Origin of the sequence: Sphingobacterium sp. UBA5996, assembly GCF_002429765.1 — a bacterium.
Lineage (GTDB): Bacteria > Bacteroidota > Bacteroidia > Sphingobacteriales > Sphingobacteriaceae > Sphingobacterium.
In genome coordinates this window covers 95,915-112,810 of the sequence record NZ_DJAS01000011.1, presented here as the reverse complement: position 1 = coordinate 112,810, position 16,896 = coordinate 95,915, and the positions used below count along the sequence as shown (strand labels likewise).

At 41.0% G+C, this 16,896-nt stretch carries 12 protein-coding genes; 9 read left to right on the top strand and 3 right to left on the bottom strand.

From position 1 onward, the window contains the following. From B3E00_RS07900 to B3E00_RS07860, 9 genes are all read left to right on the top strand, one after another. Positions 1-1,917 carry a glycoside hydrolase family 88 protein gene (locus tag B3E00_RS07900; protein ID WP_293889283.1) on the top strand — a complete coding sequence of 639 codons (1,917 nt, stop codon included), beginning with the start codon at positions 1-3 and terminating at the stop codon, positions 1,915-1,917. Between the two features lie 5 nt (positions 1,918-1,922). After that, a complete protein-coding gene (gene pelA, locus B3E00_RS07895) occupies positions 1,923-2,960 on the top strand; it encodes a pectate lyase (RefSeq protein WP_293889281.1) in 1,038 nt (345 codons plus the stop codon). A gap of 16 nt (positions 2,961-2,976) precedes the next feature. Further along, positions 2,977-4,494, top strand: a complete 1,518-nt coding sequence (locus B3E00_RS07890) for a tagaturonate reductase (RefSeq protein ID WP_293937965.1) — start codon at positions 2,977-2,979, stop codon at positions 4,492-4,494. Between the two features lie 93 nt (positions 4,495-4,587). After that, complete coding sequence (locus B3E00_RS07885; protein WP_293937963.1) at positions 4,588-6,234, top strand: UxaA family hydrolase; 1,647 nt, start codon at positions 4,588-4,590, stop codon at positions 6,232-6,234. Between the two features lie 13 nt (positions 6,235-6,247). Then, positions 6,248-7,648 (top strand): glucuronate isomerase, encoded by a 1,401-nt coding sequence (gene uxaC, locus B3E00_RS07880; RefSeq protein ID WP_293937961.1) that lies wholly within the window; start codon positions 6,248-6,250, stop codon positions 7,646-7,648. 5 nt (positions 7,649-7,653) lie between these two features. After that, entirely contained in the window at positions 7,654-8,679 is a 1,026-nt protein-coding gene (locus B3E00_RS07875) for a sugar kinase (protein ID WP_293937959.1), read from the top strand. Further along, positions 8,676-9,323, top strand: a complete 648-nt coding sequence (locus B3E00_RS07870; RefSeq protein ID WP_209578347.1) for a bifunctional 4-hydroxy-2-oxoglutarate aldolase/2-dehydro-3-deoxy-phosphogluconate aldolase — start codon at positions 8,676-8,678, stop codon at positions 9,321-9,323. Before B3E00_RS07875 ends, B3E00_RS07870 begins: the two co-directional genes overlap by 4 nt. Positions 9,324-9,422: 99 nt before the next feature. Further along, complete coding sequence (locus tag B3E00_RS07865; RefSeq protein ID WP_409050320.1) at positions 9,423-10,865, top strand: MFS transporter; 1,443 nt, start codon at positions 9,423-9,425, stop codon at positions 10,863-10,865. Between the two features lie 71 nt (positions 10,866-10,936). Next, complete coding sequence (locus B3E00_RS07860) at positions 10,937-12,556, top strand: NADP-dependent glyceraldehyde-3-phosphate dehydrogenase (protein ID WP_209578345.1); 1,620 nt, start codon at positions 10,937-10,939, stop codon at positions 12,554-12,556. 144 nt (positions 12,557-12,700) lie between these two features. On the opposite strand, the gene B3E00_RS07855 is transcribed toward B3E00_RS07860, so the two are convergent. From B3E00_RS07855 to B3E00_RS07845, 3 genes are all read right to left on the bottom strand, one after another. Then, positions 12,701-13,468 carry a rhamnogalacturonan acetylesterase gene (locus B3E00_RS07855; protein WP_209578343.1) on the bottom strand — a complete coding sequence of 256 codons (768 nt, stop codon included), beginning with the start codon at positions 13,466-13,468 and terminating at the stop codon, positions 12,701-12,703. A 70-nt stretch (positions 13,469-13,538) separates the two neighbouring features. Then, positions 13,539-15,098 carry a DUF4957 domain-containing protein gene (locus B3E00_RS07850; RefSeq protein WP_209578341.1) on the bottom strand — a complete coding sequence of 520 codons (1,560 nt, stop codon included), beginning with the start codon at positions 15,096-15,098 and terminating at the stop codon, positions 13,539-13,541. A 16-nt stretch (positions 15,099-15,114) separates the two neighbouring features. Further along, positions 15,115-16,896 (bottom strand): RagB/SusD family nutrient uptake outer membrane protein, encoded by a 1,782-nt coding sequence (locus tag B3E00_RS07845; protein ID WP_209578340.1) that lies wholly within the window; start codon positions 16,894-16,896, stop codon positions 15,115-15,117.

Below are 16,896 nucleotides of genomic sequence, written 5' to 3'. Positions count from 1 at the left end.
ATGAGAAAGTTATTTTTATTTTTTTTAGTCCTGCCGATGTTTATTCCATTCGCAGGATTTGGACAACAGAAACCTCTTTCTGAACAAATGGCCAACACAGTACTTGAAAAACTTTATCCAGATTCTTTATTTAATAAGACGGACAAGTTTCCAAAATGGTCGTACGATATGGGGGTTATTTTTGAAGGCTTAACAGCGGTATGGCGCAATACAGGAGATGCAGATTATTTTAACTATATGCAATCCCGCATGGATGCTTACCTGAGTATACCTGATTCTATTAAAAATTATGATGTCAAAGACTTCAATATTGACAACATTAAAAACGGCACAACCCTATTAATGCTATATAAAGTAACAGGCAAAGAAAAATATCTTCAAGCATGCCATCGGTTATATGCACAACTTCAAAAACATCCACGTACTCATGAGGGCGGTTTTTGGCATAAGAAGATTTATCCTTATCAGATGTGGTTAGATGGCCTTTACATGGCCCAGCCTTTCTATGCTGAATACGCTAGCCTTATGAATATTCCATCCGCTTTTGATGATATCGCAAACCAATTTGTTTACATGGAAAAAAATGCCCGTGATCCAAAAACTGGGCTTTTATATCATGGTTGGGACGAATCAAAGAAGGAACGCTGGTCCGATCCAAAAACAGGTCTATCACCACATTTTTGGGCCCGCGGTATGGGCTGGTATGTAATGGCTCTGGTAGACGTATTGGATTATTTTCCGGAAGATCACCCGCGCAGACAAGAACTGATCGCAATCTTAGATCGAACCCTATCAGCCGTTGTTAAATACCAGGACACCAAAACTGGTGTTTGGTACGACATTGTGGATTTGGGAACGAGAAAGGGAAATTATTTAGAGTCTTCAGCTTCCAGTATGTTCGTATTTGGATTAGCGAAATCATTACGTAAGGGGTATATTCGATCATCGTTTCAGAAATATTTGGATCGGGGCTATCAAGGGATCGTAAAGGAATTTATTAGCGTTGCTGGAGATAACCGTGTAGACCTCAACAAAACGGTACAGGTTTCTGGTTTAGGCGGAAAAAAATATCGCGACGGTAGTTTTGCATATTACATGAGTGAACCCGTTGTTACTAACGATCCAAAAGGTATTGGTGCCTTTATCCTTGCTGCATCAGAAGTTGAATTTGCGCAGGGAAAAAAAGGCAAAAAACAACATGTCGTCACACTGGATAATTATTTCAACAATGAGTATAAAAAGACGGCATCAGGTGAGCTTAAACCCTATCACTACCTTTGGGATGGTGATGACAACAACGGTTTTTCCTTATTGGGCAGGATATTTGAAAAAAATGGAGGGAAGTTAAATACTTTAAAGACAGCACCTACATTAAATAATCTCTTGCAATCCAATATTTACATTATTGTGGATCCTGACACAGAGAAAGAAACCGAACAGCCGCATTTTATGAACGAAACCCATGCACAGCAGATTGCTCAATGGGTGGACAGGGGGGGCGTACTTGTTCTTTTCTTAAATGATAGCGGTAATTGTGAGATTAAGAAATTCAATATGCTTGCGCAAAAGTTCGGCATTACATTCAATGAAGATAGCCGTAATCGCGTAAAAGGAAATGAATTTCAAACAGGCGCAATACCTATCCCGAAAGGTGATATCGTATTTCCAAATACATCCAAAATATATATCAAGGAGATTTCAACATTACAGGTAAAATCTCCCGCTCAGACATTGATTCAAGACCATGGTGACACGATCATTGCTACAGCAAAATATGGAAAAGGAACGGTATTTGCAATCGGAGATCCCTGGTTGTATAACGAGTATACAGACGGGCGAAAGTTACCGAAAGAATACGAAAATTTTACTGCGGCCAATGACTTAGTACAGTGGTTATTTAAACAGGTCAATAAATAAGGACTATGAAAAGAATCGCTATTGTTAGTTCCATCGCGGCTTTCTTATTGGGTAGCCCATGCGTTGCACAAGGCCTGGCTGCCAAAGATTCACTTGCAGAGAAGATGCTTGTATATCAGCTAACAAATGGTGCCTGGCCTAAGCAGTTGGTCGACAAAAGCGTCGTCGACTATAAGCTTCCACTTACAAAAGAGCTGCTTCGAAAGATCAAAAAAACGGATATTAATCATGCCACGCTTGACAATGGTGCGACAACCCGGGAAATAAATGGGTTAATAAACGCTTTTAAGGAGACAAAGAACGACGTTTACCTGAAGGCTGCCGAAAAAGGCATTTCCTATCTCCTATCAGCTCAATATGACAACGGTGGGTTCCCACAGTATTATCCCAATAAATCGCTTTATAGAGCTGAGATCACCTATAATGATAATGCGATGATCAATGCATTGATGGTTCTACACCATGTGGCCAATAAGCAGCTTGGTTTTGACGCTGTTAATCCTACCTTTATATCCAAAGCTCAACACGCCATAGCGAAGGGCATAGCATGTATCCTAAAAACTCAGGTCATCCAAGACGGAGAGCGGAGTATATGGGCTGCCCAATACGATGAGCAAACATTAATACCTGCCCAAGCCCGAAAATTCGAACCCCCTTCATTGAGTACCAGTGAATCGGTTGCTATCGTCCGTTTTTTAATGCTGCAGCCTGTAACGCCCGAGATTCAACAGGCCATTGAACAGGCAATAAATTGGTTTCAACGAAATGATATCGAAGGTTACCGTTTTGATCACGTTAAAAACACGTTGACAGGCAAGAGTGAACGTAAACTTATCGCTGATAGTTCGTCCACGATATGGGCCAGATTTTATCATCTAAAGGACAACCGTCCCCTTTTTGGTGATCGAGATAATACGGTCAAATACCGTTTCGATGAAGTATCCGAAGAACGGAGAAATGGATATGCATGGTTTGGAAATTGGCCCGAAAAACTTATACAAAAAGATTATCCAAAGTGGAAAAAACAACATCACATTCAATAAATAAAAATAGCATCACATGTTACTAACGCAACATACTATACAAACGATTAATGCTGATCTGGTGCACAAGCCCACAGCAATTTCTTTCTCCTATCCGGAAAAGATCCTCCAATTTGGTACGGGTGTATTGCTCAGGGGTCTACCTGACTATTTTGTTCATAAGGCCAATCAGCAGAACTTGTTCCAAGGAAGAGTGTTGGTTGTGAAGTCGACCGCATCCGCTGGCGCCGATGCCTTCGAACAGCAGAATAGTTTATATACATTATGTATCAAAGGTATAGAAGACGGGATGGAAGTTGCTCATTACGAAATCAACAATGCTATTTCTCGTGTGCTATCTGCAAATCAGCATTGGGAAGAAATATTGAAAAGCGCAGAAAATCCAGATCTTGAAATTGTCTTTTCCAACACAACGGAGGTTGGTATTACCATGAGCGACGACAACGTCAATGCCATGCCGCCGGCCTCTTTTCCAGGTAAACTTCTCGCCGTTCTATACCGGAGATTTGTCTATTTTAATGGCGACACAAACAAGGGTTTAACTATAGTTCCTACCGAATTGATTACCGAAAACGGGAGTAAACTAAAATCTATTATCACGGCGCTGGCGAAACTTAACGAGTTACCCGATTCATTTATGGATTGGCTTGACACCGCCAACGATTTCTGCAACACCTTAGTCGACCGTATCGTTCCTGGAGCGCTCCCCTCAACAGAATATGCGAAAACCTGCGAGCTATTAGGTTATGAGGATCAATTGATGATTATGGCAGAACCCTTTCGCTTGTGGGCAATCGAATCATTGTCTGAGCGTGTGAATCAACGACTTTCTTTCGCTTTAGCAGACTCCAATGTATTATTGGTTCCGTCGATTGAAAAATACAAGGAAATCAAGCTTAGACTGCTCAATGGGACACATACATTGAGTTGTGCTCTTGCACTTCTTTCAGGCTTCAATACGGTAAAAGAAGCGATGAAAAATTACGCTTTCCATCAATTTGTCAGTTTCTTAATGCGCGATGAAATCGGTCCAGCTATCGTAAGCGAAACTATCTCCGTTTCAGATATTAACGATTTTTCATCCAAAGTGATTGATCGCTTCGCTAATCCACATCTTGAACACAAATGGGAATCCATTGCTTTGAATTACAGTTCAAAAATGGCCATGCGGAATATCCCTTTATTAAAAAAATGGTATGCGAAGCATCATGAAGCACCGCAGCTTTTTGCGCTTGGTTTTGCAGCCTATCTTTATTTGTTAAAATCCGAGCAGAAAGATGATCATTATATCCGTGTAATCAATGGGCATACCATCGAGCTTCAAGATGAGTTGGCTCCAAAAATATACGCCGCATGGGCGAATCAGGATCAGATTGTGCATACCCTACTTTCTGCAATAGACCTATGGGGTGAAGATTTAACGGAATTTGCACGTTTTGAAGAAACAGTTAAAGAAAAATTACAACTGATCGCTGAAAAAGGAGCATTAAAAGCAATTGAGCTTTCATTAGCCTTTGATAATAAGAAAGTATAACAAGTTACCCCATGAAATACGCTCGCTTGAAAATCCAATACGCTATTCAAAACAACCGTGTATTTCAAAGGGGACTTAAAAAAAGAAGCTTTAATGAAAAATAAAGTATTAAAAATACACCCCAAAGACAACGTCTTAGTTGCCTTACAAGATCTTAAAAAGGGTGATACGATCTCGTTTGAGGGAAATCATTATATTTTGCAGGAGGATATTCCTGCCAAGCATAAATTTTTTATGCAAGACATGCACTTTGGTGATGAAATCTACATGTATGGTTTACTGGTAGGGAAAGCGCAATTTGATATCCCGCAGGGAAGTATCATGAATACGGACAATACCAAACATGCTGCGGAGCCCTATCATTTCAGACCTTCAAATTATCATTGGGAAAAGCCAGATGTTTCCAAGTTCGAGGGTCGAAATTTCCAGGGCTACTTACGTTCAGATGGTCGTGCCGGAACTGCAAATTACTGGTTATTCATTCCGACTGTCTTCTGCGAAAATAGAAATCTTGATGTGATCAAAGAAGCACTGTATAATGAACTTGGGTATTCTGTGACTGGAAAATATAAAAACTTCACTCACCAGTTATTAACAGCCTACGAAAAAGGAGAAGAGCTATCTGTCGCCTCTCTGGAACGGCTAAATAGTACAACAGATCAAAGTGATCGCATTTTTAAAAACGTTGATGGTATAAAATTCCTAAATCATCAAGGTGGTTGTGGTGGAATACGCCAAGATGCAGCCATATTGAGCAAATTATTGGCTGCCTATGCTGATCATCCAAATGTGGCCGGTGTGACAATCTTGAGCTTGGGTTGTCAGAACCTTCAACTCAATGACCTTGTTAAGGATATCAAATTACGCAATCCTGCCTTCGATAAACCCCTCTTTGTATTTGAACAACAACAATCCAAAAGCGAAGAACTGCTCATTAAAGAAGCGATCTTGCAGACTTTTGTTGGACTGACGGAAATCAATAAATTCTCAAGACAGCCTGTTCCATTGAGTAAATTGACCCTAGGGGTAAAATGCGGAGGCAGTGACGGATTTAGTGGTATCTCTGCCAACCCTGCCGTTGGTTACACAGCCGATCTTCTGGTTGCGCTGGGCGGCAAAGTTCTCTTAGCTGAATTTCCGGAATTATGCGGAGCCGAGCAGAATTTAATAGACCGTACTATCGACCCCAAAGCAGCGAATAAATTCATTGATCTGATGACAGCCTATAGCCATGCCGCCGAAGCTGTTGGTTCTGGATTTTACATGAATCCCTCTCCAGGAAATATTCGTGACGGTCTTATTACCGATGCGATCAAAAGCAATGGTGCAGCAAAAAAGGGCGGGACATCTCCCGTGGTTGATGTTCTGGACTATACAGAAGAGGCGACGAAGCCAGGTCTTAATCTGGTTTGCACTCCAGGGAATGATGTGGAAGCTACTACAGGAAAAGCTGCCGCAGGTGCAACACTTATTCTGTTTACTACAGGCTTGGGCACTCCTACTGGTAACCCGATATGCCCAGTCATCAAAGTGGCGACAAATAATGTCCTGGCAGCTAAAATGGCTGACATTATCGATATCAATACCGGTCCTATTATAGATGGAGATAAATCGATCCAAACGATGGGAGAAGACATATTAGAATATTGTATCAAGGCAGCCAGCGGGGAAGTAACTCCTAAAGCTGTGTTATTAAATCAGGATGACTTTATACCTTGGAAAAGAGGTGTAAGCTTATAAATCAGCATATAGCATGAAAACTTTTTTAGACGACAATTTTTTATTGAACACGAATACAGCGATTGAGCTGTATCACAATTATTCAAAACAGCTGCCCATCATTGATTACCATAATCACTTGATTCCGGAGCAGATCGCAAACGATGTTAAATTTGAAAATATCAGCCAGGTTTGGTTAAATGGTGATCATTATAAATGGCGGGCCATGCGCGCAAATGGGGTCGATGAGCGTTTTATCACTGGCGATGCCCCAGATGAAGAAAAATTTGCGAAATGGGCAGAAACAGTACCTTATACTTTGCGTAATCCACTCTATCATTGGACACATCTTGAATTACAGCGTTATTTTGGAATTACTGATATCTTATCGCCAAAAACCGCTTCTAAAATATATGCAGATACTGCTTCCAAATTGAGCCAAGACAGCTATTCTGTACGTGGTCTGCTTAAAATGATGAACGTAGAAGTTGTCTGCACAACAGACGACCCGATCGATAGCCTAGCATTTCATCAACAGTTTGCAAAAGAACACGAATCGTTCAAGATGCTACCTGCATTTCGCCCCGACAAAGCAATGAACTCGGACGATATTATTGCTTTAAATCAATACATTGATAAACTTGAAGAGGTAAGTGACATTCAAATCAATAGCCTAGGAACATACTTAGAAGCATTAAAATCAAGACATGATTTCTTTGCGGACCATGGATGTAAAGTATCGGACCATGGTTTGGAACAAATCTACGCGGAAGACTATACCGAGGCAGAAATCGTAGCGATCTTTGATAAGATTCGGACAAAAAAGGAAATTTCTATCTCAGAAAGCTTAAAATTTAAATCTGCGATGCTGATTTATTTTGCCGAATGGGACCATGAAAAAGGATGGGTTCAGCAATACCATCTGGGCGCACTACGCAATAACAATGCGCGCATGCATCGTTTGATAGGCCCAGATACTGGATGGGATTCTATTGGAGATTTTAGTCAGGCACGTGCATTGTCAAAATTTTTGAATAAATTAGACAATCAAGATAAGCTAACCAAAACCATCTTGTACAATCTCAATCCTGCAGACAACGAACTTATTGCCACCATGATCGGTAATTTCAATGACGGTTCTATCAAAGGGAAGATTCAATTTGGCTCAGCTTGGTGGTTTTTGGACCAAAAAGATGGCATGACAAAACAACTCAATACGCTATCAAATATGGGGCTACTAAGCCGACTTGTGGGTATGCTGACCGATTCCAGAAGTTTCCTTTCATTCCCTAGGCATGAATATTTCAGGAGATTAGTCTGTGACATATTTGGGGAAGACATCGAAAAGGGAGAAATACCAAATGATATCCAATGGGTAGGGAAAATCATACAGGATATCAGCTATAATAATGCGAAAGAATATTTTGAATTTTAATGAACATGCAGGGTAAAGTTTTAAGCTTTGGGGAATTGCTGCTAAGGATCTGCCCCGATATCGAACAGGATTGGATCGAACAACATCAGTTGCCGTTCTATGTGGGCGGTGCAGAGTTGAATGTAGCCACAGCTTTGGCATTGTGGGATGTGCCATCAGCCTATCTTTCTGCTGTGCCCCAAAATGCCATCTGCGAGGGTATTGACAACTACCTAAAACGTAGAAATATCGACACATCAGCAATGCTATGGGGTGGAGAACGATTGGGCATCTACTATCTTCCCAAAGGGAAGGATTTAAAAAATGCAGGAGTAATTTATGATCGTGCAAATTCATCGTTTTCCAATCTTAAAGTAGGCAGTGTCAATTGGGATGAAGTTTTTGTCGACGTCAAATGGTTTCATTTTTCTGCGATATGCCCTGCAATCAACCAAGATATTGCCGACCTCTGTTTAGAAGCTGTAGCAAAAGCACAAGAGAAGGGTATTTTTGTGTCACTAGACCTGAATTATCGTGCAAAGCTTTGGAAATACGGAAAATCTCCGAAGGAGATTATGCCTGCGATTGCCAAGTATTGCAATTTAATCATGGGAAATATCTGGGCAGCACATCAAATGCTTGGTACCCCACTAGATGAAAGGTTTCTTAACTCTTCTTCGGATTATTTAGAAGAAGAGTTATTGGCGCAAGCGGATCGTACAAGCAGAGAAATCATTGTCACTAATCCGATATGTCAATATGTAGCCAATACTTTTCGTTTTGACCATCAAAATAAAGGAATAAAGTATTATACAACACTGTTTGACAAAGACAGCCTCATTAAATCAACACCATATATTGCGGACGAGATTTTGGATAAAGTAGGCAGCGGCGACTGCTTTATGGCAGGTCTGATTTATGGGCTATACTCCAATCTTTCTCCAAAAGCGACATTAGAGTTTGCCACACTTGCCGCATTTGATAAACTATTTATTGCAAGCGATGCAACAACGAGTTCTGTAGACGATATAAAAAATAGAATGACAGCATGAATTTAAAAGAGATTGTATTAGATAAAATCATTGAACAAGGGATGCTTCCCCTGTTCTTCCATCACGATAAAGCAGAAAGCATCGCGATTCTACGCACATTATACCAAGCAGGAATACGTGTTTTTGAATTTACAAATCGAGGTCCCGAAGCTTTGGCTGTTTTCGAGCGCTTAGTTGCCACAAGAGACCTGGAGATGCCAGATCTTTATTTAGGTATTGGGACGATTAAATCCGTTAACGAAGCACAACAATTTCTACAAATTGGTGCGGATTTTATCGTTTCACCACTGGTCAATCCGTTGGTTGGCTCGTTAGTGCACGAACAGCGTAAGCTATGGATTCCCGGATGTATGACACCGACAGAAATCTATACGGCTCAAGAACAAGAGGCGGCACTTATCAAATTGTTTCCTGCAAATATTTTAGGGCCAGCATTCATGTCATCAATCCGGGACCTATTTAAAGGTCAGAAATTTATGCCGACGGGGGGTGTAGAAATCGAAATGGATAACTTAAAGGCATGGTTCAAATCAGGCGTATGTGCTGTGGGCATGGGGAGCAAGTTAATTGACCCTAAAGACACCAGTAATTTAGTCGAAAATACACAAAAAGCGCGTGAATTCGTTGCAGAAGCAAGACAATAAAAACTCGGGTGTTACCCTTAAAAAGCGGGCGTACTAATCGCGTATACTGGCAGGGGCAAACAGACACGTACATTAAAAAAATAAACTATTAAACCCATTATGATTAACACGGAGAAAAAGGGTAATTACCGTTGGGTAATATGCTCGCTACTATTTTTTGCCACTACCATCAACTACCTGGATCGTCAGGTGCTTTCCTTAACGTGGAAGGATTTTATCAGTCCTGAATTTCATTGGACAAATACCGACTATGGCAATATTACCGCATTATTTTCGATTTTTTATGCAGTCAGTATGCTTTTTGCAGGTCGATTTGTAGATTGGATGGATACAAAAAAGGGATTTTTATGGGCGATCGGGATCTGGTCCATTGGCGCGATATTACATGCATTTTGTGGTATCGCTACTTCAGGCATCGTGGCTGGAGAATGGTTTGTTGGTTTTGAAGGGGCAAAAGAAGCAATATCTCATGTGAACAACGTGGGTTTGGTATTGAGCGTCAGTGTCAATCTATTTATCTTTGCCCGGTTTGTTCTTGCTGTGGGTGAAGCTGGTAACTTTCCGGCGGCGATTAAAGCTACGGCAGAGTATTTTCCTAAAAAAGATCGGGCACTATCCACCAGTATTTTCAATTCAGGAGCAACCATTGGGGCATTAGCTGCTCCACTGACCATCCCGATTATCGCAGCCCATTGGGGCTGGGAAATGTCCTTTATCATCATCGGTGCATTGGGATTTGTATGGATGGGTTTTTGGATCTTTCTTTATAAAAAACCACATGAAAACCCGAAAGTAAACGCTGCCGAACTGGCTTACATTCACCAGGATGATCATGAACATGCATCGGAGCAGACTGGTCTAACAAAGCAACCACGAACAACGATATCTGAATGTCTAAAATACAAGCAAACCTGGGCTTTTGTCTTTGGTAAATTTATGACGGATGGTGTCTGGTGGTTCTTCTTATTTTGGATGCCAGCCTATCTTTCGGCAGTATACGACATAAAATCATCAGATACTGAAGGTCAGCTCGCCATTTTTGTGCTTTATGCCATCACCATGTTATCTATTTATGGGGGCTGGTTACCCACCTATTTTGTTGACAAAAAGGGTATGAATGCTTATGAAGGACGTATGAAAGCTATGTTATTGTTTGCTTTTGTCCCTTTAGTTGTACTTTTTGCTCAACCTCTGGGTCACATATCTTATTGGATACCTGTCATTCTAATCGGTTTCGCAGGAGCAGCACACCAATCTTGGTCTGCCAACATTTTCTCAACCATAGGCGATTCTTTTCCCAAACGTGCTATTGCGACTGTTACAGGCATCGGAGGCCTTGCTGGGGGCATAGGTGCATTTATAATTAACAAAACATCAGGCTGGCTATTCGATTATGCAAATGAAACGCAGCTCATTTTTATGGGCTTTAAAGGCGAGGAAGCAGGATACTTCATTATCTTTTCTTTTTGCGCTATAGCATATCTAATTGCATGGGTTGTAATGAAAACACTAGTACCTAAACTAATTTTAATAAAAAATTAACATATATTGCAAAATTTATATTATATTAGCAATATCTTTATAAATATCAATCTAAACCATTTTTAAAAACAATGAGCTTAAACTTAGAAGGTATCTTCTACGAGGAGAATAACATTCCCGCAGAATTTACGCTAGACGAACAGGTCGATCAAAGAGAGTTCCTTTCCAATGGAGAAATGATTTCTTGGACGGGTCAGGTAAACGAGGTTTTTTCACCAATCTGTGTAAAGACTAAGGATGGCTTGAAACGTAAGCGCATCGGTAGTTTTCCTGTTTGTACAGAAAAAGAGTCCATGGAAGCCTTGGAAGCTGCTGTAAAAGCATACGACAACGGCCGTGGAGAATGGCCGACAATGAGCGTTGCCGATCGTATTACCTGTGTTGAAAATTTCACACAAAAGATGATTGCCAAGAAAGACATTGTTGTCAAGCTTATTATGTGGGAAATTGGCAAATCCTATGCAGACTCGGTAAAAGAGTTTGATCGTACTGTAGAATATATTTACGCAACGATCGACGCATTGAAAGATATAGACCGCGACTCTTCACGTTTCCAAATCGAACAAGGTATCGTTGCGCAAATCAGGAGATCTCCTTTAGGAGTAGTACTCTGTATGGGCCCATTCAATTATCCGTTGAATGAGACCTTCACCACATTGATCCCAGCATTAATTATGGGAAACACCATGTTATTCAAACCACCTAAACATGGTACGTTATTACATTATCCTCTATTAGAGGCTTTCAGAACAAGCTTCCCGAAAGGCGTTGTCAATACAATTTATGGCCGTGGGAATAAGATTGTTCCTAGTTTAATGCAATCTGGTAAGATTAACGTATTGACTTTGATCGGTTCGAGCCGTGTTGCTGATGAACTTAAAAAATTGCACCCGAAAGTTAACCGTCTTCGTGCTATCCTTGGGCTGGATGCAAAAAATGCAGCTATCATTACGAAAGATGCGGATTTGAATTTAGCGGTTTCGGAAACCGTTCTAGGCTCTCTTTCTTTCAATGGTCAACGCTGTACAGCACTTAAAATTATCTACGTACACCGAAGCTTAGCACAGGAATTTTTAAAACGCCTTTCGGCAGAAGTGGCAAAATTAAAATATGGGATGCCTTGGGAAAAGGGTGTGTCGCTTACTCCTCTTCCAGAAGTCAATAAACCTGCTTATTTAACGGAATGCATCGAAGATGCAAAAGCCTATGGCGCAAAAGTGATTAATGAGCACGGGGGGCAGGTTGCAGAATCATTCTTCTACCCGGCAATTGTATACCCTGTTAACTCACAGATGAAACTTTACAGAGAAGAACAATTTGGACCAGTGATCCCTGTTGTTCCTTTCGATGACCTCGAAGAACCTATTGAATATTTAATTGGTTCCTCTCACGGCCAACAGGTGAGTATTTTCAGTAACAATGCTGCTGTTGTATCTTCATTGATTGATCCATTAGTCAATCAAGTAAGCCGTGTTAACATCAACTGCCAATGTCAGCGTGGTCCAGATACTTTTCCTTTCACCGGTAGAAAAGATAGTGCTGAAGGAACATTATCGGTAGTCGACGCATTGCGTTCGTTCTCTATTCGTTCGCTAGTGGCAACAAAGTTTACTGAGGAAAACAAAAAGTTGCTGAACGATATCGTTAGTGAAAATGAATCCAATTTCTTAAGTACGAAATACATTTTCTAGTCTCTTACGACTTCATTGAAAAAGCGACATCGATCTGCCTGGCATTAGTCAGCTATCGATGTCGCTTTTTTTTATGAAAATCCTCCCCCTATCTATCCAATTGATTTGCGTCTACGTTTTTTCTGCTCTTGTAACACCCTTAGGTTACTTCAGAATCAGATTTTTTTGGATAGGCAGTGCTAATTCTCGAATTCCGTCGACCACGAGCTTCGCCACTTCGTCTGCTCCAAAAGTGTTTAGATGCGTATCATCTTTCTTGCCGTGGGGGTAATTTCTATCGCCGCTATTTACATATAAAAACAATTGCCGGCTCCCTTCCTCTCCATATTGCGTTAAAAGTTTCGTTGTTTTACTTTCCATGTCAATCCATGCGGTGTGCGTATGATCGGCTACCTTACGTACAATGGCAGGATATTGGCCATGGGTATTCATGAGCGTGCCATTTTCAAACTTACGTCTTGCGATTGGTGTTAATAGAATTGGGACGCCTCCTTTCTCGCGCGTTTGATCGATATAAAAAATAAGATTTTGTTCGAACTCATCCAGCGATGTTCCCACGTTAGGCTTATCGATCTTTTCGTCATTATGCCCAAACTGGATGAATACATAATCTCCGCTTCGGAGATGCTCAAAGATAGGTTTCCAATGATTCACAAAGCTTCCATCTTTGCCCACATCCCGTTTAAAGGATTTTGTACTACGCCCATTTAGAGCTCGGTTATCGACTTTAACCTGTTGATTGAACAGCTTTGCAAAGGCCATTCCCCATCCAGTTTCAGGAAAGGTACTACTGTCTTTGTTGGCAGCCGTAGAATCGCCAATGATATAGATTGTAACTGGTTTTTCGCGCTGGAAAGCAAATAGAAAAATGAGAATAAGCCCTCCAGAAAGTAGTAAAAATTGTTTTTTCATTACATCGGTCAAAAAAACACTCGCCTTCTTATTATCGAAGGCGAGTTGTCCTAAATTTTACTCAAATCCTTTATTTTACCCACCTCGGGTCGCCAATACCATTCTCCTTTAATGTCTGGTTTGTTACTGTGAAATCTCCCTTGGCAGCGTCCTTAAATCCAGGGTCCAAGAGTGTATAGCCGTTGGCTACTGCATCGTTTTTCACTCCAGAGGCAGAACTGTTGTAGAAGTTTACCGCATCAAAGTAATTATTGCTTTTGCGCTCGACCAGATTAGTAGCAGACTGATTAGCAGTCATTGCCAGCGACTTCACCATTAAATTTTTGGAGAATGTAATTTCATTCTTTGCTAAACGGACATATAAAAAGCGTTTAGAAGCATCTTGTATGACGTTATAAAAAGTATTATTGTTTACTTTAAGGATACTCGTAATAGCCGGGTAAGCTGTAGATCCACCTGCATCCATGCGAATAAAATCACGTCCTGACAAAAGAGCATTAGAAACGGTATTATTTGTAAATTCAAGTGTTTTGGTAATCGCGTTTCTAAAATCAATGAAATCATTTCCATTACCGACGATATTATCAAAAATAGTATTATTTATGCTTACGCTCTCAATCACAGCATTGACGCTACCATAAATGATTCCTTTCGGATAATTTATCAATTTACTATCTTCCAGGCGGATATTTCCGAATGCACCTGTCTGCAAGTTAATGAAAGAGTTTCCCCCTGCCTTATTTTCTCCATCAAGTATCAGATCTTTTAATGCCAATGAGGCGCCCTTATCCAAATTAAAATAAGCAGATTTTACCGTTGGACGATCGGTGGGTTTTGCCCCTTTGATGGATATCGCCTTGTCGATTAGTACATCCGCCGCTAGCGAATAGACCCCCGGCATTAGAGCGAGCACATCCCCCGCTTTGGCTGTACCGATCACAGCCGCTAAATTATCTGTAGGCTGCACAACAACTGCATCACCCAAGTCGAGCAATGTCATAAATGTGACGGACCCGCGGATTTTGTTTCCTTTCAACAATGTCGCTGTATAGCTTGTTTCTGCGGTTAGCCCTGTGATTGTTGCCTCCCCTGCTGCAATCTCTTGCGGAGTGACGGTATGGATGATATTCCCGGGGTTAACACTTATTGTCGTAGCCTCTTCCCCTGGGGTCCAATTAAGACGAACTGAAGTGGCCTGTATACCCTCTGGGCTGACAGCTTTCATAATCTGTTCTTCGTTTGTCTTAAAAGTAATGGTACTCCATTTGGAGTCTGCAATCGCCGTTCCGATAGCCTTGATGCGGACAGAATAATTTGTTGCCCCATCCAGTCCAACAATAGTATAAGGAATCTGGTCATTGGTAATCCCTTCAATTTTTTTGACCGGGCTACCTTCAAAATTGAGTTCACCATTCGCAAATAGTTCTAAGGTATAACTCTCGGCTGCTGAATTCTTCTTCCAGGTCAATCGGACTCCTGTTTGATTGACTATTTGGGCACTCATTCCCGTAGGAGAAAAATAACGGTCTGTCGTTAATTCCGTTAATTCTTTTACGCGATCATCGGAACAGCTTATGCCTGTCACTATGAGCCCAAGGCCGAGATATAGCAATATATTGATTCTTTTCATGCGTATGCTTATTTTTCTATTGAAAACTAAAACCATTGTTTGTCAACTTACCGTTGCTATTATCCAGAAAATATTGCCAAATAGGCCAAAATTGCTGTGTATTGGGATCACGTAGATACAAAGCATCCCAAAAGGTTGCTAGGTCGCTACTCGCAACCATTGTCCATTTTTTCGATGAAGGGTATCCTGCTACGGCACCCGCTGCATCTGTATCGCCATAGTTTAAGCCATATATTTCCACTTTTTCCCCATCAGCGGCTGTCTTGTAGTAAATATTGGCCGGCAATGTCGCATATTTACCCTGCCTATTTTCCAGCTGCTGTAGTTTTTGTTTAGCTTCAGCCAATTTGGCCCCCAGCAGATTCCATCGAATCAAATCCCCTTTACGCAACATTTCTCCCGTAAATTCCAGTGCACGTTCATTGACAATTGCATTAAAGAAAACATCCTTACCTGCGGTAATTTGCTGCATGTAGGCTGTCACTTTCTCTGGATTGTTTGGATATGCTCGATCACGGATCATTTTAAAGTAAGGGGCAGCAGCACTCGGACCATCCAATTCATTAATAGACTCTGCAGCCATGAGAAGTACATCGGCATACCGCATATACATCCAATTTAATCCATCGTCATTTGTAGAAGTAACAAATCTAGACATCCACTCATAGCGGTACTTTCCAAAATACCATTTACCAAGATTTGTTGGCACCTGCACCCCGCTCGTCCATTCATAAGGAACACAACTCACATCCCGGCGCACATCTTCTTTCTCATACTCATAGAACATGATTGGATTAGGTCCATTTGTCCCACCTTTATTTTGTCCGGTATACTTATCTGTTGTGGTATGTTTAACGCCAAGGTCAAATATAACGCGGCCACGGCCTTCACTAAACGGAATTTCCCATAATGATTCTAAGCCAGCCTGACCTTTTTCTTGACACAATGTTTTAAAAACTTCTTCAAAACCCAGAAGTTTTGCAGTACCACTAGTAATAATATCCAAGCATTCTTGTTTTGCTATCGCATACATTTTTTTTGAATCCAGTTCTGGATCATTACTTTTTCGAATTCCATCTGCGCGTTGCGAATAACCTCCGGCGGCCAAAGCCAAACGAGCACGCAGCCCCTTAGCGAACGCTTTATTGACATGTTCAACATTGGCCGTTTTAGTACTTTGATTTGGCCAAGGCAAATATTTTTGTGCTTCCTCCAAATCGGCAAGTAATTGCTTGTAAATTATGTCTCGGTCACTACGCTCGATATAGATGGTTGCTGTACTAAGCGGTTCAAAACGGGCTGGTACATCTCCCCATGCCTTGATGAGATCGTTGTACACAACAGCTCTTAAAGTTAGTATCTCCCCTAGAATATAGGCCATTTCTGGACGTTGTTCTATGTCGCCGTACTTACGCAACCCTCTAATCGCTAAATTCGCTCGTTCTATTCCTTCATAGAACTTCGCCCAGGCATTATTATCGGTATTCATCTGGGTGTTATTCACGTTTGTGTTATAGTTTGACAATCGTGATTTTTCATCGCCAGTATTCTTTAAGCTATTATTGACTTCTGTGTCTGTATTGATGCCATAAAATACGAGGTACCTCCCCCGATATGAGTTTGTTTCACCAAAAGATTGAATAATTCCTGCAACTGCTCCCTCCGCAAGATCTTGATTGGAAAAGATAACCGACTCATCCAATGCAGATTTAGACGGTGCTTCCAATATTTTATTGCAAGAAGATACGGATCCAGCAAATATTAAAGCCATTGTTATATGCAAAAGTGTTTTTTTCAT

Excerpts from the sequence above, each read along its gene's own strand:
- B3E00_RS07850 (WP_209578341.1), bottom strand. The coding sequence starts at position 15,098 with ATGAAAAGAATCAATATATTGCTATATCTCGGCCTTGGGCTCATAGTG.
- B3E00_RS07870 (WP_209578347.1), top strand. The coding sequence starts at position 8,676 with ATGAATTTAAAAGAGATTGTATTAGATAAAATCATTGAACAAGGGATG.
- B3E00_RS07865 (WP_409050320.1), top strand. The coding sequence starts at position 9,423 with ATGATTAACACGGAGAAAAAGGGTAATTACCGTTGGGTAATATGCTCG.
- B3E00_RS07890 (WP_293937965.1), top strand. The coding sequence starts at position 2,977 with ATGTTACTAACGCAACATACTATACAAACGATTAATGCTGATCTGGTG.
- B3E00_RS07900 (WP_293889283.1), top strand. The coding sequence starts at position 1 with ATGAGAAAGTTATTTTTATTTTTTTTAGTCCTGCCGATGTTTATTCCA.
- B3E00_RS07845 (WP_209578340.1), bottom strand. The coding sequence starts at position 16,896 with ATGAAAAAAACACTTTTGCATATAACAATGGCTTTAATATTTGCTGGA.
- uxaC (WP_293937961.1), top strand. The coding sequence starts at position 6,248 with ATGAAAACTTTTTTAGACGACAATTTTTTATTGAACACGAATACAGCG.
- B3E00_RS07885 (WP_293937963.1), top strand. The coding sequence starts at position 4,588 with ATGAAAAATAAAGTATTAAAAATACACCCCAAAGACAACGTCTTAGTT.
- B3E00_RS07855 (WP_209578343.1), bottom strand. The coding sequence starts at position 13,468 with ATGAAAAAACAATTTTTACTACTTTCTGGAGGGCTTATTCTCATTTTT.
- pelA (WP_293889281.1), top strand. The coding sequence starts at position 1,923 with ATGAAAAGAATCGCTATTGTTAGTTCCATCGCGGCTTTCTTATTGGGT.
- B3E00_RS07875 (WP_293937959.1), top strand. The coding sequence starts at position 7,654 with ATGCAGGGTAAAGTTTTAAGCTTTGGGGAATTGCTGCTAAGGATCTGC.
- B3E00_RS07860 (WP_209578345.1), top strand. The coding sequence starts at position 10,937 with ATGAGCTTAAACTTAGAAGGTATCTTCTACGAGGAGAATAACATTCCC.